This is a genomic window from Streptomyces sp. NPDC023838 (assembly GCF_040639555.1).
Taxonomy (GTDB): domain Bacteria; phylum Actinomycetota; class Actinomycetes; order Streptomycetales; family Streptomycetaceae; genus Streptomyces.
The window spans coordinates 333,960-359,412 of record NZ_JBFAAD010000001.1; the positions used below are offsets into that span (position 1 = coordinate 333,960).

Here is a 25,453-nt window from a genome sequence, read left to right on the forward strand (position 1 = left end):
ATGGAGCTGGAAGAGATGTGCTGGGCCGAGGAATTGCGGGTCTCCGCTCGGGTGATCCGGCGGCGTCTGACGGTCAACCCGCAGAGCCAATTCGTCATCGAGGACGAGGGCGCGGTCTGGGGCGTCATCTATTCCCAGCGCATCGCCGACCCCAACGCCCTGCGCACCGTACGGTTCGACACGGCCGACCGGCTGCACCGGGCCGACGGGGCTGTCGCTCACGTGCTGTCCCTCAACATCGATCCGCGGAAGCAGAGCTTCGGGTATGGTGATGCCCTGCTCGAACACCTGCTGGAGTGGAGCGGCGAGGTCGCAGGCTTGGCCACGGCCGTCGGCGTCACCCGCTGCAAGGACTTCAAGCGGCACCCCGGGATCGAGCTCGCGGACTACATCCAGGCAAAGAACGCGCAAGGTCGTTGCCTGGACACGGTTTTGCGCATGCATCAACTGCACGGTGCTGAGATACGTTCTCTCGTGCCTGGCTATCGGCCGGGCGATCTGTTCAACGGTGGAAACGGCGTTCTGGTCGAATACGACCTGGCTACCCGGATCGATCGTGCGAAGCGGCTGGGACGAGACGCGATCGTTGAACCGCAGACGAATTACCCGACCGCAGTGCCCGCGACAGCTGAATTGACCACCGAAATCCTGGCGTTCCTGGAAGAGCTCCTCGGCGATACTTCCGACGCCGAAGGCGCGCAACTCTCCCTGGACAGCCCGCTGTTCGAGCTCGGCCTCGACTCGGCCAGTCTCCTGGACCTCCAGGACAAAATCGAGAGCCGCTACGGCATCTCGCTCGAACCCCTCTTCTTCTTCGAGTACAACACCGGCGCCAAAATCATTTCCTTCCTCGACGGCGTGCGTGGAAACGAGCCGGAGCCGGTGGAATCGGCCGACGCCCGGGAGCCGGTGCCGACGGCCCGCGAGGCCGCCGAGGGTGACGTCGCGATCATCGGCATGGCCTGCCGACTGCCCGGCGCCGTCGACGACTACAGCGCGCTGTGGGAGCTCCTCGTGGACGGGCGCTCGGCCGTCGGCACCCTCCCGGACGGCCGCTGGCAGTGGCCCGACGGCATCGGCCCCGACACCCACCCCGGCATCGACCGCGGCGGCTTCGTCCAGGACGCGGAGTGCTTCGAGCCCGGGCTCTTCCGCGTCTCGCCCAACGAAGCCCGGCGCATGGACCCCCAGCAGCGCTGGATGCTGGAGCTCGGCTGGGCCTGTCTGGAGGACGCCGGATACTCGGCGAGCGCCGTCTCCGGCGCCCCGATGGGCGTGTTCATCGGCGCCAGCGGCTCCGACTACCAGCGCGTCATGGACACCCGCCGGCTGCCGGTGCGCGCCCACAGCGGCCTGACCACGTCCATGGCCATCATCGCCAACCGCGTGTCGTACTTCTTCGACCTGCGCGGCCCCAGCGTCCAGGTGGACACGGCCTGTTCCAGTTCGCTGGTCGCCGTGCACTCGGCGGTACGGGCGCTGCGCGCGGGCGACTGCGAGACCGCGCTGGTCGGCGGCGTCAACGTGCTGTGCCACCCGGCCAACAGCGTCGCCTATTACCAGGCGGGCATGCTGTCCCCGGACGGCCTGTGCAAGACGTTCGACGCCTCCGCGAACGGCTATGTGCGCTCCGAGGGCGGCGCCGTCGTGCTGCTCAAGCCGCTGGCGAAGGCGCTCGCGGACGGCGACCACGTGCACGCCGTCATCAAGGGCACCGCCACCAACCACGGCGGCCAGTCGGGCGGTCTGACCGTGCCCAGCGCCGCGATGCAGGCCGGGCTGATCACCGCAGCGCTGGCCGACGCGGGCGTGGAGCCCTCGGGCGTCAGTTATGTGGAGGTGCACGGCACCGGGACCGCGCTCGGCGACCCCATCGAAGTCCAGGGCCTGACCCGGGCGTTCGCCGGGAGCGCCACCCCGTGCGGCCTCGGCTCGGTGAAGACCAACCTCGGCCACCTCGAAGCGGCCGCGGGCATCACCGGCCTGCTCAAGGTCGTCCTGTCGATGCGCCACGGCGCGCTGCCCGCCTCGCTCCACTACACCAAGCTCAACCCGCAGATCAGCCTCGAGGGTTCACCCTTCTCGGTGGTCGACCGGCTCACCGGATGGGAGCCGCAGGGCGGCCGGGCGCGGCTCGCCGGAGTCAGCAGCTTCGGCTCGGGCGGCAGCAACGCGCATGTGATCGTGGCCGAGTACGTCGAGAACGGCGCCCGAAGGTCCGGTCTGCCCGCCGCTCCCACCCTCGTCGTCCTGTCGGCCGAGAGCGAGCCGCAGCTCGTGCGGCAGGCGGAGCTCCTTCTCGACCACGTCCGCAGGGAGCGGCCGGACGCGGCCGGGCTCGCCGATCTGGCGTACACCTCGCAGACCGGCCGCGCGGCCCTGACCGAGCGCGTCGCGCTGGTGGCGGCGGACACGGCCGCTCTGATGGCTCTGCTGGAACGTTTCCTCGCAGGTGGCGGGGGAGCGGACATCCACCGGGGGAGTGCCAGGCGGCGCGCCGGAGCCCCGGCCGAGGCCCCCGCGGCCGGGCGCGAGCACGGCCTGCTGGCCGAGGCCTGGGTGCGCGGCGCGGACGTCGACTGGGAGCGGCTGTACGAGGACGGGCCCCGGCCCCGGCGCGTACCGCTGCCCACGCACGTCTTCGCCAAGAAGCGGTACTGGCTCGACGACGAGCCGGGGACCGGCGGGGCCCCCGCGGTCGAACCGCCGCCGCGGGCCCACCCGTTGCTCGGGGCCCCGGTGGCGGACGACCCCTCCCGGTACCGTGCCACCCTCTCCGGCCGGGACTTCTACCTGCGGGACCACCGGGTGCGCGGCGAGAAGGTACTGCCCGCCGTCGTGTATCTGGAGATGGCCCGCGAGGCGCTGGTCCGGGCCACCGCGGCCGACGCGGACGCCCCGGTGCGGCTCGCCCATGTGGTGTGGCAGCGGCCGTTCGTCGTCGCCGACGAGCCGCGCACCGCCCACACCGCCCTGACGGACGACGGCGAGGGCCGCTTCACGTACGAGATCGGCACCGGGGGGCGCGACGGTGTCGTGCACGCGCGCGGCACCGGGTCTCGCGGGGGCGCCCAGGAACCCGGCGCGCTCGACCTGGCCTCGCTGAAGACCCGGATGGGCACGGCCAAGCTGGGCCGCGAGGAGTGCTACGCCGCCCTGCGCGGCGCCGGGCTCGACTACGGCGACGCACACCGCTCCCTGCACGAAGTCCGCCTGGGCGACGGCGAGATGCTGGCCGCTCTCTCCCTGCCGGACGCGCTGGGCGAAGACCGGCAGGGCTTCGTGCTCCACCCCAGCATCCTCGACGGCGCCCTCCAGGCCGTCTACGCCCCACAGATCCACGACGCCCGCACGGGCGCGGCCTGGAGCGCGGCGCTGCCGTTCGCGCTCGACGCGCTGGAGGTGCACGGCCCGACCCCGGTGACCGCGTACGCCTGGATCCGCGCGGCCTCCGGCGCCGCCGCCGGGGTGCGACGGTGGGACCTGGACCTGTGCGACGAGCACGGCGGGATCTTCGCGACCCTGCGCGGCTACTCCACGCGCGAGGCTGCCGAAGGCCAGGCCGATGCCCCGGTGACCCTGTTCCGGCCCGTCTGGCGCGACCGGCCCGCCCCCGCGAGCGTCGAGCCCGCCGCCTTCACCGCCCAGGCCGTGCTGGCCTGCGGATTCGGCGACCGGCTCGCGGAGCTGCGCCGACTGGCGCCGCAGATCACGTTCCTGGACGCCCCGGAGACGGCCGAGAGCGAGGGCGCCCCGGCGGCCGTCACCGCTCACGCCCTCGAGCTGCTGCACGCCGTCAAGGGCATCCTCCTCGGCCGGCCGACCGCTCCCGTCCTGGTGCAGACGCTGGTGCCCGCCGACGGTGGACCGTACGCGTACGAAGCCCTGTCCGGTCTGCTGAAGAGCGCGCACCTGGAGAACCCGTTGCTCCTCGGGCAGGTCCTCGCCGCTCCCGCCGACGCCCCGGCCGCGGAGCTCGCCGAGATGCTGGCCGAGGGGGCGCGCGCCCCGCGCGACCAGCAGGTCCGCGGCGAAGGCGGGCGCCGCCAGGTGCTCGGCTGGGAGCCCGTGGGCGAACTCCCGGACGGCGGGCCGGTGGTGTGGCGCGAGGGCGGTGTCTACCTCATCACCGGGGGCGCGGGCGGCCTCGGTCTGATCCTCGCCGAGGAGATCGCCCGCCGGGCGAACGGCGCGGTGCTGTGCCTCACCGGCCGTGCCGAGCCCGACGCGGAGCGGCGGGCCGGGCTCGACGCGCTGCGGCAGACCGGCGCGAGCGTCGAGTACCACGTCCTCGACGCGGCGGACGCGGACGGCACCGCCGCACTCGTCGCCGACCTCGTGCGCCGCCATGGGGCCGTGCACGGAGTGGTGCACGGCGCGGGCGTGCTGCACGACAACTTCCTGCTGAAGAAGTCCGCGGCGGAGTTCGCCCGGGTGCTGAGCCCCAAGCTGGCCGGGGCGGTCGCCCTCGACGAGGCGACCAAGGACGAGGAGCTCGACTTCTTCGTCCTCTTCTCCTCCATCATGGGCGCGACCGGCAATGTCGGCCAGGCCGACTACGCCATGGCCAACGCCTTCCTCGACCGCTTCGCCCGCCACCGCGACGCCTTGGTGCGCGGGGGCGAGCGCGCCGGGCGCAGCGTTTCCATCGGCTGGCCGCTCTGGGAGAGCGGCGGCATGGGCGTCGACACGGCCACGCGCGACGCGCTGCGGACGCGCGCCGGGATGGTCCCCATGACGACGTCGGCGGGCATCGAGGCCTTCCACCGCGCGCTCGCGGCCGGCGAGCCGCACATCGTGGTGGGGGCGGGCGAACGGGCCCGGCTGCAGGCGTACTTGGAGACGGGTTCCGCCGCACCGCAGCCCACGGACGCCGTCGCCAACGTCACCGTGGCTGCTGAGTCAGGCGCCGTCGACGACCGTACGCTCACCGCGCGGACCGTCCGCTTCCTCAAGGAGGCGCTCAGCCGGCTCACCGGGCTGGCCTTGGGGGAGATCGAGGAGGACGAACTCCTCGGCGCGTACGGGATGGACTCCATCCTGGCGACCGAGCTCACGGCGGGCCTTGAGGCCACGTTCGGCCCGCTCTCCAAGACGCTCCTGTTCGAGTACCACACGCTCGCCGAGCTGAGCGGATACTTCGTCGCGCGGCACCGGGCGGTGCTGGAGGCGCTGTTCGTCGACGCGGCTGGTCCGGCCGATGTGGCCGACGCCGTCGCGCCGGTCGGCGCCGGGGCCGCCGACCGGCTGCCCGCGCCCCGCGCGGAGGTGAGCGAGCCCGCCGCGCCCCGCTCCTCCGCGCTCGACATCGCCGTCATCGGCATCTCCGGCCGCTACCCGGAGGCGCGTGACCTCGGCGAGTACTGGGCCAATCTGCGCGACGGGCGCGACTGTGTCGTGGAGGTGCCGCAGGACCGCTGGGACTGGCGCGAGCACTACAGCGAGGACCGCACCGCACCCGGCCGTCACTACAGCAAGTGGGGCGGCTTCATCGCCGAGGTCGACCGCTTCGACCCCCTCTTCTTCAACATCTCCCCGCACGAGGCCGACTACCTCGACCCGCAGGAGCGGCTGTTCCTGGAGCACGCCTGGACGGCGCTCGAAGACGCGGGCCACACCCGCGAGCAGCTGCGCTGTCTCGGCGGCCGGGTCGGTGTGTACGCGGGCGTGATGTGGGGGCAGTACCAGCTGCTCTTCCAGGGCGGGGGCGCCCCGCGCGGCAACCCGAACGCGCTGGGCAGCAGCTACGCGAGCGTCGCCAACCGCGTCTCGTTCGTGATGAACCTGCACGGCCCGAGCATGACCGTGGACACCATGTGCTCCAGCTCGCTCACCGCGATCGAGCTGGCCTGCCGGGACCTGCGCCAGGGCCGGACCAAGCTGGCGTTCGCGGGCGGCGTCAACGTCACCGTCCACCCCAACAAGTATCTGAGCCTGAGCGCGGGCCAGTTCATCTCCAGCAAGGGCCACTGCGAGAGCTTCGGCATTGGCGGCGACGGCTACATCCCCGGCGAGGGCGTCGGAGTCGTGCTCCTGAAGCCCCTGCGCGACGCCGAGCGTGACGGCGACCACATCTACGGCGTCATCAAGGGCAGCGGCGTCTCGCACGGCGGCCGCACCAACGGCTACACCGTCCCCAACCCCCGGGCGCAGGAAGCCGCGATCAGCGACGCGCTCGACGAGGCGGGGGTCGACCCGCGCGCCATCAGCTACGTCGAGGCCCACGGCACCGGCACCAAGCTCGGCGACCCCATCGAGATCACCGGTCTCAGCCAGGCGTTCGGTGCGGCGACCGGGTCCACCGACACCCAGTACTGCTACCTCGGCTCGGCCAAGTCGAACATCGGCCACTGCGAGAGCGCCGCCGGGATCGCCGGGCTCACCAAGGTGCTGCTGCAGCTGCGGCACGGCCAGATCGCGCCCTCCCTGCACTCGCGCACCCTCAACCCCAACATCGACTTCAGCGGTACGCCGTTCGTCGTCAACCAGGAACTGCGTGCGTGGGAGCGCCCGGTCGTCGACGGCGAGGTCCGTCCCCGGCTCGCCGGGATCTCCTCGTTCGGCGCGGGCGGCTCCAATGCTCATCTGTTGGTGGAGGAGTACGTGGGTAGCGCCGCCAGTGACGCCCGCCGCCTTGGTGGCAACGCCGCCGGGCTGCCGCTGCTGTTCCCGCTGTCGGCCAAGAACGAGGAGCGGCTGCGCGCCTACGCGGCCCGGCTGCTGCGCTTCGTACGGGAGTCGGCGGACGGCCCCGACGCGGTGACGCCCGCCGATCTGGCGTACACGCTGCAGACCGGCCGCGAGGCGATGGAGGTCCGGCTCGCCGTCGTCGCCGACTCGTTCGCCTCGCTCGCCGACCGCCTTGAGCGGTACCTGGCGGCCGAGGGCGAGGTCGCGGACCTGGTCAACGGCAGCGTAAAGGGCGGACGCGAAGCCCTGTCACTGATCCCGGCCGACGAGCTCGCGCGGACCACCGACCGGCTCGCCGAGCGCGGAGATCTCCCCCGGATCGCGGAACTCTGGGTACGGGGTGCTTCGTTGGACTGGCAGAAGCTGTACAGCGGCGCGGACGCGCCGCGCAGGGTGAGCGCGCCGACGTACCCGTTCGCCCGCGACCGCCACTGGGTGCCGGAGTCGGCCGCGAGCGACGCCGACGGTGTCGGCCAGGGTCTGATCGCCTCCCCGCGCGCCGACGTGCGCTTCCTCGCCAAGCGGTGGCTTCCGGCCCCGCTCGACGGTCTCGCCCCGCGCCGGGTGAGCGCCCTCGTCCTGCACGACGCCGAGACCGCGCCCCTCGCCTCGGCGCTGGCCGAGTTGTGCGACGAGGCGACGCTGGTGGAGTCGGGCCCCGGCGCCGAGCAGCGGCTCGCCGGGCGGATCGAGCGCGCCACCGCCTTCGTCGACCTCACCGGCATCACCGAGCGCGAGCCGTCGGGCCGGTCCCTGGCGCTGCTCCAGAGCGTCCTCGCGGCGAAGTCGTCGCGGGACATCGATCTGCTGTACGTGACCCAGGGCCTCGAATCGTTCGGGCGCACCCGGACCCGGGAGGACCTGGCGGGAGCGGCGCGGGTCGGGCTGTACCGGATGCTCCAGAGCGAGTACGGCGGCCTCACCTCGCGCCACCTCGACCTCGACCCGGCGACCCGGGGAGCCGCCGAGCTCGCCGCCGTCGTCCGGCGCGAACTCGACGGACCCGGCGCCGAGTCGGAGATCTGCCACCGCGACGGCGTCCGGCACGCGCCCGCCCTCGACGGTCTCGCCCCGCGCGCGACCACCGGACGGGCGGACCTCGCCGAGGACGAGGTGCTGCTGGTGACCGGCGGCACCCGGGGCCTCGGCCTGCTCTGCGCCCGGCATCTCGTGGAGCGGCGCGGAGTGCGCCGCCTGGTGCTGACCGGCAAGGACCCGCTGCCCCCGCGCCATCTGTGGAGCGACCTCGAGGCATGCGCCCCGGCGGCCCGCGCGAAGATCCGCGCCGTGCTCGACCTGGAGGCCCGGGGCGTTCAGGTGCGCGTCCTGGCGCTGCCGCTCGACCGCGCCGACGAGGTCGCGGCCGGCATCGAGGCGATCGAGACGACGATGGGCCGCATCGCCGGTGTCATCCACGCGGCCGGTCTTGTCGACACCGAGAACCCGGCGTTCGTCCGCAAGCCCGTCGAGGGCATCGCCCGTGTGGTCTCGCCGAAGATCGAGGGCACCCGCAACCTGCTGGCGGCCCTGGACGCCACGGCGCTCCGGTTCGTGGTGCTCTTCTCGTCGGTCTCCGCCGCCGTCCCCGCGCTCGGCGCGGGCCAGAGCGACTACGCCATGGGCAACGCGTTCCTGGACTACTTCGCCCAGGCGCACGCCCACGCCCTGCCGATCACCAGCGTCCAGTGGCCCAGCTGGCGCGAGACCGGCTTCGGCGAGGTCAAGAACCAGGCGTACACCGACACCGGACTGCTCAGCATCACCGACCGTGAGGGGCTGGACCTCCTGGATCAGGTCCTCACCTCGCGCTACGCCCCGGTGGTCATGCCGGTGCACATCGACCCCGCGCGTTTCGACGCGGCCACGCTGCTGCGGCCGAAGCGGCGCCCGGCGGCGCAGACGGCTCCGGCGGCCGACGCCATGGCCCCCGCCTCCGCGCCCGCGTCCGTATCCGAGTCCGCCCACGGCGGCGACGCCGGTCCGCGTCTGATGGCGTTCCTGAGCGAGACCTTCGAGGCCGAACTCAAGCTGAAGCCCGGTGTGCTGGACGAGCGCACCTCGTACGCGGACTACGGCGCGGACTCCATCCTGCTCGCCCAGATACTCCAGCGGATCAAGCAGCGCCTCGGCGTGCCGCTCGAACCGTCCACGCTCCTGGAGCACCCCACCCTGCACGAGCTGACGGGGTGGCTGCTCAGCGCGCACGGCGCCGAGGTCGCGGCCGAGTTCGCCCCCGCGCCGTCCGCGCCGTCCGCGCCGCTCGCGCAGGAGACGCCCGCGCCGGTCCCGGCCGTCGCCGCACCCGCCCCGGCCGTCACCGTCCCCGTGGTGGCCGAGGCCGAGGCCGTGAGCACGGCGCCGACCGCGCCCGCCCGTGCCACCGCCGGCCCCGTCGCCGTCATCGGCATGGCCTGCCGACTGCCCGGCGCACCCGACCTCGACGCGTACTGGGACCTGCTCGCGCAGGGCCGCTCCGCCATCCGTACGGTCCCCGAGGACCGCTGGGGGCGGGCGACCGACTTCACCGCCGGACTCGTCGACGACGTCCACGGCTTCGACCCCGGGTACTTCATGCTCCACGCCGAGGACGTCCGGGCGATGGACCCGCAGGCGCTGGTGCTGCTCGAGGAGAGCCTCAAGGCGGTCCACCACGCGGGCTACCGCTTCGGCGAGCTCGACGGCAGCAACACCGGCGTATACGTCGGCGCACGTGGCCGGGGCCGGGCCGACAACGACCTGGTGGCCGAGGCACGCAACCCGATCATGACGGTCGGGCAGAACTACCTTGCCGCGAACATCTCCCAGTTCTTCAACTGGCGCGGCCCGGCCATGGTCCTGGACACGGCCTGCTCCTCCTCGCTGGTGGCGATGAAGCTCGCCACCGACGCGCTGGCGGCCGGGTCGGTGGACCTCGCGGTGGTGGCGGGCGTCAGCCTGCTCACGGACTCCGAGGACCACGAACTCTTCCGCCGCCGGGGCCTGTTGCAGGAGCGGGGCGAGTTCCACGTCTTCGACCGCCGCGCCGCCGGAGTGGTCCTCGGCGAGGGCTGCGGTGTCGTCGTGCTGAAGCCGCTGGAGCTGGCGGAGCGGGACGGTGACACGGTGTACGCCGTGGTCGACGGCATCGCCATCAACAACGACGGCCGTACGGCCGGACCCGCCACCCCCAACCTCCAGGCCCAGAAGCAGGTCATGCGCGACGCGCTGCGGCAGGCGGACCGCGCGCCGCGGGACGTGCGCTACCTGGAGGTCAACGGCTCGGGCTCGCAGCTGACCGACCTCCTCGAACTGAAGGCCGTCCAGGCGGTCTACCGCGACGGCGACCCGGCCGCCGAGCCGCTGCACCTGGGCTCCATGAAGCCCAACATCGGGCATCCGCTCTGCGCGGAGGGCATCGCCGCCTTCATCAAGGTCGCGCTGATGGTCCACCACCAGCGGATGGTGCCGTTCCGCTCGGGCCAGGAGCCCATGGAGCACTTCTCCCTCGACGCGGCCAACCTCGCCTTCCCCCGGCAGGCGGCGGACGCGGCCCTGCCGTACGCGGCGCTGAGCAGCTTCGCCGACGGCGGCACCAACGGACACGTCGTCCTCAAGCACCGCCCCGCGCCCGCCGGTCCGGCCACGCGCGGTCCGGTCGCACTGCCGGAGCTGAACAGGACCGATGTGCGTACGGGCGTGCGGGTCACGCCTGTCGAAGCCGCCGGGACACTGGTGTGGACCCGGCGCGTCACGGCCGGTGACCCGGTCATGGACCACCACCGCGTCTACGGCCGCCGTCTGCTGCCTGGCCTGGCCTGGATCGACCTGCTGTACCGGTGCTTCGCCGAGTCGGGGTTCGCGTACGACACGCTGGAGCTGCGCGACCTGTCGATCTACCGGCCGCTGAGCGTGGACGACGGCGGTGCCCTCGACATCCGTGTCGAGGCCGTCGAGCACTCCGCGAACGGCTGGCGCATCGAGGTCACCGGAGCCGACGCGGAGCGGTACATCACCGCCGAGATGCGCCGCCTCACCAGCGCGGTCTCCTTCGCCGAGCGCGCTCCCGCCGACGCTGAACCCGGGGCGCGGGTGACCGGCCTCGACGAGGTGTACGGCGCCTACCGGGCCCGGGAAGTGGCCCACTCCGGCCCCATGAAGGCCGAGGGCACGGTATCCGTCGGCGCCGAGGACATCTGGGTGCGGCTCGGCGTGGCCGGGGGAGCGGGCGGGGAGCTCTTCCACCCCACGCTCATCGACGGCAGCGCCGTCGGCGCGAGCGGCGCCCTGGCGTACGCGGAGGGCGGCGACCCCAAGCTCTTCCTGCCGCTCCACTACGGCTCGTTCCGCGCGTCCGCAGCCTTCGGCGACGCCTGCCGTACCCGCGTCCGGCGGTCCTCGGTCCGCCAGAGCGAGGAACTGCTCGGCTTCACCCTGGAGTTCTTCGACGCGGAGGGCCACAAGACCGGCGAACTGGCCGACTTCAGCAGCAAGTTGGTACGGCACGCGGGCCTGATCGACCCGGACCGCCGCGTGGAGGCGCCGGTCGCCCCCGTGGCATCGCAAACAGCGCCCGTGACGCCGTCGGCCTCCGCCGAGGCCGTCGGTGCGGTGGTCGCGTCCGTCATCGCCGAGCAGCTGGGCGTACCCGCCGGTGAGGTTTCCACGACCCTCAGCTACTACGAAATGGGCCTGGACTCGGCCAAGTTGCTCCAGGTCGCCGGCCGCCTGGAGCAGGCCCTGGACACGCGACTGTCGCCGACACTGCTCTTCGAGCACGCGACGGTCGGGGCGCTGGCGGACCACCTGAGCGCGGCTGGAACGGCCCTTGCCGAGCGGCCCGTACGGATGCCGGTTCCGCGCGAGCGCCCGATCGCCCACCGGCCGCAGGCTCCGCAGGCCGAGCGGCCGCACCTGCCCGACAGCCAGGACATCGCCATCGTCGGCATCGCCGGGCGCTACCCGAAGGCCGCCGACGTCGCCGAGTTCTGGGAGAACCTCAAGGCGGGCCGGGACTGCGTCGGCGAGGTGCCCGGGAGCCGGTGGCCGCAGGACGCGCACGCGGGCCTGTCCCGCTGGGGCGGGTTCGTCGACGACGTCGACTGCTTCGACGCCGCCTTCTTCGGCATCCCGGCGGAGGAGGCCGCCCAACTCGACCCGCAGGAACGGCTCTTCCTCGAGGTGTGCTGGGAGGCCGTCGAGGACGCCGGGTACACCCCGGACGCCCTGGCCGCCGCCCGGGACGGGGAACGAGGGCGTGCGGTGGGCGTGTACGTCGGCGTCATGCACCGGGACTACGCCCTGCTCCAGGAGGAGGCCGTACGCCAGGGGCAACGCGTTCCGCAGGCCCTCAACGCGGCCACCATCGCCCACCGCGTCTCGCACTTCTGCGACTTCCACGGCCCGTCCCTGGCCGTCGACACGGTCTGCGCGTCCTCGCTCAGCGCCGTGCACCTGGCGGTGGAGGCGCTGCGCCGGGGCGAGTGCGACGCCGCGCTCGCCGGCGGGGTCAACCTCTCCCTGCACCCCGGCAAGTACCGCACGTACGGCCTGCTCGGTCTGCTCGCCCAGGAGGCGCCCGCGCGGTCGTTCGGGGCCGGGGGAGACGGCTATGTGTCGGCCGAGGGCGTCGGCGCGGTGCTGCTCAAGCCGCTGACCCGGGCCCTCGAGGACGGCGACGCGGTGTACGCGGTGATCAAGGGCAGCGCGGTCAGCCACTCCGGCCGCACCCCCGGTTTCCGGGTGCCCTCGGCCACCGCGCAGCAGGCCGTCGTCGCCGACTGCCTGGACCGGGCCGGGGTCGACCCCGCGTCGCTCGGATACGTGGAGGCGCACGGCACCGGTACCGAGATCGGCGACCTGATGGAGGTGGAGGCTCTGGAGCGGGCCTTCCGGGCGCGCACCGACCGTACGGGCTTCTGTGCGCTCGGCTCGGTCAAGTCGGCCATCGGGCACGCCGAGTCGGCGGCCGGGATCAGCGCGCTGACCAAGGCCGTGCTCCAGCTCCACCACCGCACGCTCACCCCGCTGGTGCCGGCGGAGCGCGTCAACCCGTACCTGGACCTGACCGACTCGCCGTTCCGGCTCCAGACGGAGCTGGAGGAGTGGGCGAGTGAGGACGGGGCGCCGCGCCGGGCCGGGGTCAGCGCGTTCGGCGCGACCGGTGCCAACGCGCACGTCGTCCTGGAGGAGGCGCCCGCGCCGCGGGCGGCACGGCTGCCGGACGCCCCCGGCGGGGTGCTGGTCCCGCTGTCCGCCAAGGACGAGGACCGGCTGCGCGCGTACGCGCGGAAGCTGCTGCGCTTCCTGGACGCGCACGACGACCTCGACCTGTCCGCCCTCGCCCACACCCTCCAGAGCGGCCGGGTCGCCCTGGAGGAGCGGCTGGTGCTGCGCGCCCGCAGCCTCGACGAGGTGAAGGACGGCCTCGGCCGCTTCCTCACCGGTGACGGCGCCGCCTCCGCGGACTTCTGGCGGGGCCGCGTCGACGCGCGCCCGTCCGGCACACGGCTGCTGGACGAGGACGAGGTGCGCGAGCAGCTGGTCGGCCGATGGGCCGCGCGGGGCAACTGGCGCAAGATCGCCGAGCTGTGGCTGGAGGGGTACGCGGTCGACTGGAGCGCGCTCCACGAGGTCCCACCGCACCGCCTCCACCTGCCCACGTACCCGTTCGCCAAGGACCGGCACTGGGTGTCGGCGGCCGCGGACACCCGGCCCACACCGGCTCCGGAGCCCGTGGCCCCCGTACGGCCGGAACCGGAGCCGCAGCTTCGGCCCGCCGCCCCGCACTGGCGTTTCCTCGCCGACGGCGAGCCGGTGCCGCACCGCGCCGACACCACCGACGCTGCCGAAGAGCGGGCGCTCGGGTTCCTGCGCGGGCTGCTCGCCGACCAGTTGGGCCACGGCGCCCAGCAGGTCGCACCGCAGGCCGGGCTCCTGGAGCTGGGCCTGAACTCGCTGGGGATCGTCCGGATGACCCGCGAGCTGGGCGCGACCGTCGCCCCGGGTTTCGTGCCCAGCGCGCTGTTCGAGTACGCCACGGTCGGCGAGCTGGCCGCGCACCTGGTGGACGCGTACCCCGAAGGGGTCGCCCGTCTGGTTCCCGTGGGCCGTACGCGCCCCGCCCCCGAAACCGCCCCGCAGTCCGAGGTCCTGGAGGTGCTGGAGCGCCTCGGTGAGGGCGACCTGGACCTCGACGACGCCATCGCGCTCCTCGACGGAGAGAGAACTCAGAAGTGAAGCACGAGCTCAGCGCCCTCATCGCCGACTACAGGGCGGGCAAGGTCACCGACAGCGAGGTCGGGGACCTGCTGCGGCGACTTCGGGCGGGCGCGCGGACGTACGAGCTCTCCGAGGGCCAGCGCGGTCTCTGGGCGCTTCAGAAGGCGTACCCGCGGATGGCCGCCTACAACGTCCCGCTCTGCTTCCGGGTCTTGGGGCTCGACGAGGCGGTGTTCGAGCGGGCCTGCCGTGCGGTGGTCCGGCGGCATCCGGTGCTGAGCACGGTCCTCGGCCGCGAGGGCGACCGGCCCGTGCAGTCGGTCGACCCGGGCCGTGAGCTCGACTACGCGCGCGTGGATCTGCGCGCGCTGCCGGAGGCCGGGGCGCTGGCGGCCGTGGAGGCCGAGCACAAGCGGCCGTTCGCCATGGAGGGGGAGCCGCTGCTGCGGATCCGCGTCTTCGCCCGCCCGGCGGACACCTCGATCGTGCTCGTCAGCGTCCATCACATCGTCTTCGACGGCAGCTCGGCCCGGCTGCTTGTGCAGGCGCTGTTCGACACGTACGAGACGCTGCTGGCCGGGGGCGAGCCGGACGCGGCCCGCGCGGGCGCGGACTTCGAGGCGTTCGTGCGCGAGGAGCGCGCGACGCTGCCGGGGCGGCGCGCGGAGTTGCTCGGCTACTGGCGGGAGAAGCTGGCGGGCTCGTCCGCCGCGCTGAGCCTGCCCGCCGACCGGCCGCACGCCGAGGTCGTCGACCGGTTCGCCGGGGACACCCGCTTCAGCGAGCTGTCCGGCGAACTCGCCCAGGCGGTCGAGGAGATGGCCACCTCCCGGCGCGTCTTCGTCTCCACGGTCATGCTCGCCGCGTACGCCGTCACGCTCGCCGGTTACTCCGACGAGCGCGAGGTCGTCGTCGGGATGCCGGTGAACGAGCGGGGCGGTGACGAGTTCGCCGACGCCATGGGGCTCATGATCAACATGATGCCCGTCCGGGTGGAGCTCGCCGAGGCCACGACCTTCGGGCAGCTGGTGGCCCAGGTGCAGCGCGAGGTCGTCGACGGGATGCTGCACAGCTACCCGTTCGCCGCGCTCGCCCGCGAACTGGACCGGGCGGAGCCGTCCGGCCGCTCGCCGGTCTTCCAGACCGCGTTCGTCTTCCAGGACGTGCTCGACGGCATCGCGGAGCCGGACCGCCCCTACGAGCTGGTCGAGGAGCTGCACCAGGAGGGCGAGTACGAGCTGTCCGTCGAGGTGTGGGGCAAGGGCGACGGGTACGCGCTGCACTGGAAGTACCATCCCGAGCTGTTCGGCGCCGACTTCGTGGCGGGCCTGGGCGAGCGCTACCGGCGTGTCCTGGAAGCCGTCACCACTGACCCGGGGATCCGCGTGGACGACCTGCGCGCGCTCTTCGCGGCCGACGCCGATCCCACGGCGGCCGACGGCCCCTGTGTGCACGACCTGGTCGACGCGGCCGCGGCCCGCACCCCGCACGCGGTCGCGGTGACCGGTGCGGACGAGATCCTCACCTACGACGAACTGCGCCGCCGCAGCGACGCGCTGGCGGCCCATCTGGTGGCGCGGGGCGTGCGCCCCAACGACCTGGTGACGGTCTTCCTCGACCGTTCGGCCGCGATGGTCGTGGCGCTGCTCGGCATCCTCAAGGCGGGCGCCGCCTACGTTCCGCTGGACCCGGAGCTGCCCGCCGCACGGCTGTCCGACATCGTGGGGGACAGCGGCACCTCCCTCGTCGTCACCCAGGCCCGGCTGAAGGCACGGGCCCGAGCTCTGCTCGACGCGCGGCCGGCCGGGGCGCGGGCGGCCGCGCCGGGCGACCTCGTGGTCCTCGACGAGCAGCGGGACGAACTCGCGGCGGCCGCGGCCCGGGGCGAGCGGCCCGGCGTGAGGGTGACCGAGTCGGAACTCGCGTACGTCATCTACACCTCCGGCAGCACCGGCAGGCCCAAGGGCGTGATGATCGCGCACCGGGGCTTCACCAACCTGCTGCGCTCGATGGCCGTCGAGCCCGGACTCGGCCGCACCGACACGCTGTTCGCGGTCACCACCGTCAGCTTCGACATGGCGCAGGTCGAGCTGTTCCTGCCGCTGGTCACGGGCGGGCGCTGCTATGTCTGCGACAGCGCGACGATCAAGGACGTCGACCGGCTGAAGGAGCGCATCGGCCGGGTGCGCCCCACCGTCATGCAGGCCACCCCGGCGACCTGGAGCATGCTGTTCCACTCGGGCTGGCGCAACACCGAGGGCGTGCGGATCTTCACCGGCGGCGAGGCTCTGTCCCGTACGCTCAAGGACCACTTCCTGAGCACCGGCACCGAGGCCTGGAACCTGTACGGGCCGACCGAGACCACCGTCTACTCGACCGGCACCCTGGTGCGCCCCGACGGGCCCATCACCATCGGCAGGCCGATCGCCAACACCGAAGTCCTCATCCTGGACGAGGGGTTGCGGCCGGTGGCCGAGGGCGAGCCGGGCGAGCTGTGCATCGCCGGGACCGGCCTCGCCGAGGGATACGTCAACCGCCCCGAGCTCACGGCCGAGAAGTTCGTGCCCCACCCCCTGGTCGCGGGCGCGCGGCTCTACCGCACCGGGGACCTGGCGCGCTGGAACGAGGACGGCGAGATCGACTACCTCGGGCGGCTCGACTTCCAGGTCAAGATCCGGGGCAACCGGGTCGAACTGGGCGACATCGAATACCACTTGGGCGCCCACGCGGCCGTCGCCGAGTGCGTCGTGGTGGCGCGGGGCGAGGACGCGGCCAAGCAGCTCGTCGCCTACTACCGGCCCGGCCCGGGGCGCACGGCGGACGCGGCCGGCTTCAAGGAGCACCTGCGCGAGAGGCTGCCGTCGTACATGGTCCCGGACTTCTACGTGCCGATCGACGAGGTTCCGCTGACCGGCAGCGGCAAAGTGGACCGCAACGCGCTGATGCGGCGCGAGATCTCCCTCGCGCCCGCTCCGGCCGCGCCCGCTCCGGCCGCGCCCGCTCCGGCCGCGCCTGCTCAGGCCGCCCCCGAGGGTGTGCCGCTCGCGGACATCGAGGCGCGCGTCCTGGCCTGCTGGCAGGACGTCCTCCAGGTCCGCGGCATCGGCCCCACCGCCTCCTTCTTCGAGGTGGGCGGCAACTCGCTGGCGGCCGTGGTGCTCGCCGAGCGCATCGCCGACCGCCTCGGCGTGCCGTTCGCGGCGGCCGACCTGTTCAAGTACGCCAGCGCGCGCAGCATCGCCGAGTACGTGCGCGAGCACACCGCACCGGCCGTGGTCCCGGCCGCGCGGGCCGAGGAGGAGACGGTTGCGGCCGCCCCCGAGGCCGCCGCGGACCTGCCCGACGACGCCGTGGCGATCGTCGGCATCGCCTGCCGCTTCGGGGACGCCGACGACCACTGGCGGTTCTGGGAGGACCTGCGGCGCGGCGACGGAACCACCCGGTTCTGGACCGAGGAGGAGCTGCGCGGGGCCGGGGTGCCCGAGCGGGTGCTGCGCGAGCCCGGCTACGTGCCGCTGCGCTCCGCCCTCGCGGACAAGGACGTCTTCGACGGCGAGTTCTTCCGGCTCTCCCCGAACCACGTCGCGCTGATGGACCCGCAGTTCCGTCAACTGCTCCTGCACGCCTGGAAGGCCGTCGAGGACGCGGGCTACGACCACCGCGACATCCCGGACACCGGCGTCTACGTCACCAGCGGCAACCACTTCTACGGAGCGCCCGCCCCGGACGCGGCGCCCGTGATCGAGGATCCGCAGCAGTACCTGTCGTGGGTGATGTGCCAGAGCGGCACGGTCGCCTCGATGATCTCGTACCAGCTCGGCTTCGGCGGACCCAGCCTCGCCGTCCACTCGAACTGCTCGTCCTCGCTGAGCGCCCTCTCGCTCGCGGCCCGCGCGGTGCAGAGCGGCGAGAGTGACTTCGCCCTGGTCGCGGCGGCCTCGGCGGCCAGCACGGACGGACGCGGCTACGTCCACAAGCCCGGCCTCAACTTCTCCGGCGACGGCCGCGTCAAGGCGTTCGACGCCGCCGCCGACGGCATGGTCGGCGGCGAGGGCGTCGCCGCGCTGCTGATCCGCCGCGCCAAGGACGCCGTCGCGGACGGCGACCACATCTACGGCCTGCTGCGCGGTGTGGCGACCAACAGCGACGGCGCCCAGGCCACCGGTTTCTACAGCCCCAGCGTCGACGGCCAGAGCCGGGTGATCCGCCGGGCCCTGGAGCGGACCGGCGTCGACGCGCGCTCCATCGGATACGTGGAGGCGCACGGCACCGGCACCAAGCTCGGTGACCCCGTGGAGCTGGCCGCGCTGACCGAGGCGTACCGCGAGGCCACCGACGAGACCGGTTACTGCGGCATCGGCTCGGTGAAGTCCAACCTCGGCCACCTCGACTCGGCGGCCGGGCTCGCCGGGACCGTCAAGGTGCTGCTCAGCCTCTACCACGGAGAGCTCCCCCCGACCCTCAACTACACCAGCCCCAACCCCCAGTTGAAGCTGGAGCGGTCGCCGTTCCATGTGGTCGACCGGCTGCGGGAGTGGCCGCGGGGCGAGGGCCCGCGCCGGGCGGCGCAGAGCTCCATCGGCCTGGGCGGCAGCAACGCGCACGCGATCTTCGAGGAGTACGCGGCCGCCGCGCCCGCCGCCGACGACCGCTCCCCGCAGCTGGTCCCGCTGTCGGCGCGCACCCGGGACAACCTGGCCGTTTACGCGCGCGAGCTGCGGGCGGCCCTGGAGGGCCCGAGGCCCACGCTGCGCCTGCGCGATGTGGCGTACACGCTCCAGGTGGGCCGGGTGCCGATGGCCCACCGGGTGGCGTTCGTCGTCCGTGACCTGGGTGAACTCGCCGACGAGCTCGCGCTGTTCCTCGACGGCCGGGACTCGGCCCGCCGCTTCACGGGCGAGGCGCCCCGTGGCGGCGCCACCGACGGCTCCGCCGCCAAGATCGCCCGCTGGCTGGAGAAGGGCCAGGAGAAGGGCAAGCTGAAGAAGCTCGCCCAGGCGTGGGTGCGGGGCGCCGACGTCGAGTGGCGGCGGCTGGCCAGGACCGCGGCGGGCCGCCGGACCAGCCTGCCTGCCTACCCGTTCAGCCGGGTCGTCCACCCGTGGCCGGCCCGCGCCGTCGAGGCGTCCGGGCCCGCTCCGGCGCACCCCCTGCTCCACGAGAACGTGTCCGGGCTCGGCGCGGTCCGCTACCGCACCCGGTTCACCGGCGAGGAGTTCGTGCTCCGCGACCACGTGGTCGACGGGAAGCGGCTGCTCCCGGCCGTGGCGAGCCTGGAGATGGCGTACACGGCCGTGCGCCGTGCGCTGCCCGCCGCCGGACCGCGGGTCACGCTGAAGAACGTCAGCTGGGTACGGCCCCTGGCCGTCGGCGGCGAGGGCCGCACGGTCGAGTTCACCCTGACCGAGGACGCGGCGCCGGGCTCCTCCCGCTTCGAGCTGACCGGCTCGGCCCAGGACGGCGGACAGCTCCACGTCCAGGGACGCGCGACGGCCGCGCCCGCCACCGAACGGCCCACGGTCGCGCTCGACCGGCTGCGCGCCGCCCTGCGGCTGCGCCCGCTGTCGGGCGAGGAGTGCTACGCCTGCATCGCCCGCGCCGGAGTCGCTTACGGGCCCGGCTTCCGGCTGGTGCGCACCCTGCACCGGGGCGCCCCCGACGGGCGGCGCGAGGTGCTGGCCGAACTGCGGCTGCCGGGCGGGACGCGCGGCTCCCTGGAGTCGTACGCGCTGCACCCGGGCTTCCTGGACGCGGCGATCCACGCCTCGCTCGGCCTGGACCCCCGGTTCGACACGGAGGCGGGCGCGGCGGCGCGGCCCAAGGAGGCGTCGGCCACACCCGTGCCGTTCGCGCTCGACCGGCTCGACGTCTTCGCGCAGTGCGAGGAGGAGATGTACGCCTGGGTGCGCCCGGCGCCCGGGGAGCGGGCCGAGGGCGCGGGCCAGGTGCTCGACATCGACCTCACCGACGCGGACGGACGGGTCTGCGCCGCGCTGCGCGGCCTCTCCTACCGTGCGCTCGACGGGAAGACGGACGGCGGCCGGGCCTCGGCCCTGCGCACCCTGCTCCCGGTGTGGGAGCCCAAGCGTGCCGGACTCCCTTCGTCCGTGGGTGAGTTGGCGGACGCGCGGCCCGGAGAGGTGTTCGTCTTCGACGCCGACCGGCGGCTGCGCGACGAGCTCGGGGCGCTGGCGCCCGGACACCGGCTGGTGGAGCTGCCCGCGGGGGCCTCGGTGGCGGAGATCGCCGAGCTGATCCGCGGCACCGGGCGGACGCCCGCGCACCTTGTCTGGGTGGCGCCGCACGACGGGCCCGACCCCGTCGCGGGCCAGGAGCGGGGCGCCGTCGAGGTGTACCGCCTGGTGCGGGCGCTGCTGTCGCTCGGCCTCGGCACCACGTCGCTGACCTGGACGGCGCTCACCTTCGCCACCCAGCGCGCGCACTCCGGCGACGTGGTCGCGGCGACCCACGCCAGTGTGCACGGGCTGCTGGGCAGCGCCGCCAAGGAGCACACCCGCTGGGCGGTCCGCCTCCTCGACCTGCCCGCCGCGGCGCCCGGCGACGCGCTGCGCGCGGCCGGACTCGCCTTGCCCACCGCCCCGGCCGGAACCACACTCGCCCTGCGCGACGGCCGCTGGCTCGCCCAGGAGCTGCGGCCCGTCGCCCCGCTCGCCCCCGCCCCCGCGCCCTACCGGGCCGGCGGCCGCTATGTCGTCGTGGGCGGCGCGGGCGGTATCGGTGAGCTGTGGAGCCGCCACATGGTCGAGCACCACCGGGCGGCGATCGTCTGGATCGGCCGCCGCCCCCTCGAAGGCGCGGTCGCGGCCTCCCTCGCCGAACTGGCGGCCCGGGCGCGGGCCGTCGGCGCCGGAGAGCCCCTCTACGTCCAGGCGGACGCGAGCGACGAGGCGGCGCTGACCGCCGCGTACCGGCGCATCAAGGAGCGCCACGACCGGATCGACGGCGTGGTCCACTCCGCGATCGTGCTGGCGGACAAGACGCTGGCCAACATGGACGAGGACCGGTTCCGCGCGGCGCTGACCGCCAAGGTGGACGTGGGCGTCCACCTCACCCGCGTGTTCGGCGCCGAGCCGCTGGACTTCGTCCTCTTCTTCTCCTCGGTGGAGAGCTTCGTACGGGACGCGGGCCAGGCCAACTACGCGGCCGGGTGCACCTTCAAGGACGCGCTGGCCCTGGACCTCGCGGACCGGTGGCCCACCGCGCCGGGCGCCGCCCGCCCCGTGGTGAAGTCGGTCAACTGGGGCTACTGGGGTGTGGCGGGCGTCGTCAGCGACGACTTCTACCGCGCGCGGATGGCGGCGGCGGGCATCGACTCCCTCGACCCCGAGGAAGCCCTGCGCACCCTCGCGGACTTCCTCGGCGGTGAGCACGGCCAGATCGCGCTGATGCGCACCTTCGACGAGGCGGCGCTGCGGGGGCTCGTGCCCGACGAGCGCCCGGGCGCGTCCGCCGACGTGCCCGAGGACGGGCCGGACCGGCTGCCGTCCGTGCTCGACGCGGTCGTGGCGGCGCACCGCGCACCGCACGGCGAGGTCGAGCGGCTCGGCCGGTTCCTGCCGCACCCGCGCCTGTGCGAGCTGGCGGAGCGGCTGCTCTTCACCACGCTGCGCGACCTCGGCCTGGACGGCCTGGAAGGACGGATCCCCGCCAAGTACGGCCGCTGGCTGGCGGAGAGCGACCGCGTGCTGACCGCCGCCGGGCTCATCGAGGTGCGCGGCGGACGCCGCGCCCTGCCCGCCGCACGGGACCTGGACCCGGCCGAACTGTGGCGCCAGTGGTACGCGGAGCGCGCCGACTGGCAGCCGGGCCCCCACCAGCGTGCCCAGGTCGACCTCGTCGAGTCCTGTCTGCTCGCCCTGCGCCAGGTCCTGGCCGGGGAGCGCCCCGCCACCGAGATCCTCTTCCCGGGCTCCTCGATGTCCCGCGTGGAGGGCATCTACCGGGGTGACCCGATCGCCGACTACTTCAACGACCGGCTGAGCGAGCTGGTCGTGGACGCGGTGCGCCGCTGGCGCCGAGCCCACCCGGGCCGCCGCCCGCGCATCCTGGAGGTCGGGGCCGGAACCGGCGCGACCAGCGCCAAGGTGCTGGCGGCGCTGGAGCCGCTGGGCGACGCGGTCGCGGAGTACTGCTACACCGACCTCTCCAAGGCGTTCCTGTTCCGCGCAGAGGAGCAGCTGCTGCCGCGCTACCCCTATCTGACGACCCGTATCTTCAATGCGGAGAAGTCACCCGGGGAGCAGGGCATCGAGCCCGGCGGGTTCGACGTCGTGGTGGCCACCAACGTGCTGCACGCCACCGCGGACATCGCGCTGACCCTGCGCAACGTGAAGGCGGCCATGCGGCCGGGCGGGCTGCTCTTCATGAACGAGATGAGCCGCAACACGCTCCTGGCGCATCTGACGTTCGGTCTGGTCGACGGCTGGTGGCTGTACCGGGACGCCGACCTGCGCATCCCGGGCAGCCCGGTGCTCACGCCCGAGAGCTGGGTGGACGTACTGCGGGCCGAGGGCTTCGACAGGGTGGGGCAGCCGGACGCGGGGGCGCATGTGCTCGGCCAGCAGCTGACCGTCGCCGAGAACGGCGGCGGTGCGGTGGTCCGTACGGACGCGCCGCGCACCGACGCCCTCCCGGCGCCGCGCCCGGCCGTCACCGCCTCCGTCACCGCCGCCGTCCCGGACAGTGGCCTGCGCGCGCGGACCCTCGCCTACTTCGAGCAACTCCTGCGCGACGCCCTGCGCCTGACGGACGATCAGCTCGACCCGGGACGGAACCTGCACGACTACGGTCTCGACTCCATCCTGGTCTCCGGCATGAACAACGCCGTCGCACGGGACTTCGAGTCCGTCCCCAGCACGCTCTTCTTCGAGCTGCGGACCCTCGACGAGCTGACCGACCACTTCCTGGACACCCGCCGCCCGGAGCTGCTCAGGCTCTTCGGCGCTGACGCGGCGCAGGCCGAGCCCCCGTCCACCGACCTCACGGAACGCGCCATCGCGTACGTCACCGCGCTGGTCGCCGACACGCTGCGGATGGCGCCCGGGGACCTGGCCCCCGACGCCGACCTCTTCGACCTCGGGCTCGACTCGATCCTCGTCATCCAGCTGAACAACGCGCTCGGCCGTGACTTCGACGAGCTGAGCAGCACGCTGTTCTTCGACTGCCCGACGGTCCGCGAGGTCGCCGGGTACTTCACCGGGACGCACCCCGCGCGGCTGGCCCAGGTGCTGGGGGCCGAGGAACCGCCGCACACCACCGCCCCGGTCCAGCTCCCGGCTCAGGCCCCGGCCCCGGTCCAGGACGTGGCTCCGGCCGTGTCCCCGGCCCCCGCCCCGGTCCAGGTACCCGCGCCGACCCCCCGTCTCCGCGACATCGCCATCGTCGGCCTCGGCGGCCGCTACCCCGGGGCCGCCGACCCCGCCGCGCTGTGGGAGAACGTGCGGCAGGGTCTCGACTGCACCACCGAGTACCCCCTGGACCGCTGGTGGCTGCGCTGGGAGGAGGACGGCAAGGAGCGCCCCCGGGGCGGGTTCCTGGCGGACGTCGCTTCCTTCGACGCCGAGTACTTCGGTATCACGGACGACGAGGCCGCCGCCATGGACCCCCAGGAGCGGCTGTTCATCGAGACGGTCCACAGCGCCCTCCAGGACGCCGGGTACACGGCTGCGGCGCTCAACCGGCAGGGCAGGGTCGGGGTGTTCGCGGGCGCCATGAACGCCACGTACAACGGGCGCACCGCCCACTCCTCGATCGCCAACCGCACCTCGTACCTCTTCGACTTCCAGGGCCCGAGCATCGCCCTCGACACGGCGTGCTCGTCGTCGCTCACGGCGATCCACCTCGCCCTGGAGAGCCTGTACAGCGGTGACAACGACTGCGCGGTCGCCGGTGGCGTCAACCTGCTTCTGAACGCCGACCACTTCGACGTGCTCGCCGAGCACGGGCTGCTGTCCGCCGGTGACCGGTGCCGGCCGTTCTCCGAGCACGCGGACGGCTTCCTCGCCGCCGAGGGCGTCGGCGCCGTCGTGCTCAGGCCGCTGGAGGACGCGCTGGCATGCGGCGACCACGTCTACGCGGTCATCAAGGGCAGCGCGGTGAACGCGGGCGGCCGGACCAGCCGGTACAGCATGCCCAGCCTTACGGCCCAGCGTGACGTCGTCGCCCGCGCCCTGGAGAAGGCGGGCGTCGAGCCCGCCACCGTCAGTTACGTGGAGGCGCACGGCACGGCGACCGCGCTCGGGGACTCCATCGAGATCTCCGCGCTCAGCCGCGCGTTCGGCACCGCACGGGCGGGCCAGTACTGCGCGGTCGGCTCGCTCAAGTCCAACCTCGGCCACGCCGAGAGCGCGTCCGGCGTCGCCGGTCTCACCAAGGTCCTCATGCAGCTCGCGCACGGGCAGCTCGCGCCGTCGATCAACGCCGAGAAGCTGAACGGCGGGATCGTCTTCAACCGGACGCCGTTCGCGGTGCAGCGCGAGCTCGCGCCGTGGGCGCCGGCCGACGCCGACGGGCGGCCGCTGCCGAGGCGCGCCGGGATCTCCTGCTTCGGCGCGGGCGGCTCCAACGCACATCTGATCATCGAGGAACATCCTGGAGGCGGCGACGTGGCCCCGGCGCTTGCGCAACTGACCGACGAGCCCTGCCTGGTGCCGCTCTCCGCCCGGACCCCGGACCAGCTGCGTGACGTGGCCCGGCGGCTGGCGGACTTCGTCGGCGACGCCGACCGTGCCGGGCGTGCCATGCCGCTGCGCGACCTCGCGTACACCTTGCAGGTGGGGCGCGACGAGCTGCCGGTGCGGCTGGCCCTCGTCGTACGGTCGGTGCCGGAGCTCGCGGCACGGCTGGCGGCGTTCCTCGGCGAGGGCCGGGCGCCGGGCGCCGAGTACGCCGACCTGAGCGGCCGCGAGGCCGGACGGCAGACGCCCGCGCCGGTCGGCGACCCCCGCGAGGCGGCCCGGCAGTGGCTGTCCGGGACGGCCCTCGTGTGGGAGGCGCTGTACGGCGGGGCGCCGCTGCCCCGGCGCGTCAGCCTGCCCACGTACCCGTTCGCCAGGAAGACGCACTGGTACGGGGAGCGGCTCGCCCCGGCCGCGACGGCAGCGGCTCAGGCCGTCGCGCCCGCGCCCGTACCCCGTCCCGCCGAGGAGGGTGGCGTGCGCGGGCTGCTCCTGGACGCCGTCGCCGCGCAGCTGGACGTGGACCCCGCCGAGGTCCGCGCCGACGTGGACTTCCCCGCCCTCGGCCTCACCTCGATGGGGCTGGTGCGGCTGGCCAAGGAGATCCAGCGCGATCTCGACCCGGGGTTCGAGTCCGCGCTGCTCTTCGAGCACGCGACCGTCGACGAGCTGGCGGCCCACCTCACCGGGCGGGGCGTCGCCGCGGCGACGCCGCAGCCGGTGGCGCCCGCCGTGCGCCACCCGCTCTCCGAGGGGCAGCAGGGGCTCTGGACGCTGCAGAAGGCGGCCCCGGAGTCCGGTGCGTACAACGTGCCGCTCTGCTTCAAGACCACCGGCGTGGACGTCGGCGCCCTGCGGGCCGCGTTCGC

2 protein-coding genes (1 of these 2 running past the window's edge) are annotated in these 25,453 nt (G+C 73.8%); both read left to right on the forward strand.

The genetic code is table 11. The features are described from left to right. Entirely contained in the window at positions 1-13,905 is a 13,905-nt protein-coding gene (locus AB0G17_RS01505; RefSeq protein ID WP_361374304.1) for an SDR family NAD(P)-dependent oxidoreductase, read from the forward strand. Further along, positions 13,902-25,453, forward strand: partial view of an amino acid adenylation domain-containing protein gene (locus AB0G17_RS01510; RefSeq protein WP_361374306.1) — the 5' portion only. 10,330 nt of this gene lie beyond the right edge of the window; 11,552 of the gene's 21,882 nt are visible here — the first part of the coding sequence; the start codon lies at positions 13,902-13,904; its stop codon lies off the right edge, out of view. The genes AB0G17_RS01505 and AB0G17_RS01510 overlap by 4 nt, the downstream gene beginning before the upstream one ends.

Bases quoted from the DNA above. Each gene is read 5' to 3' on its own strand.
- AB0G17_RS01505 (WP_361374304.1), top strand. From the start codon at position 1: ATGGAGCTGGAAGAGATGTGCTGGGCCGAGGAATTGCGGGTCTCCGCT.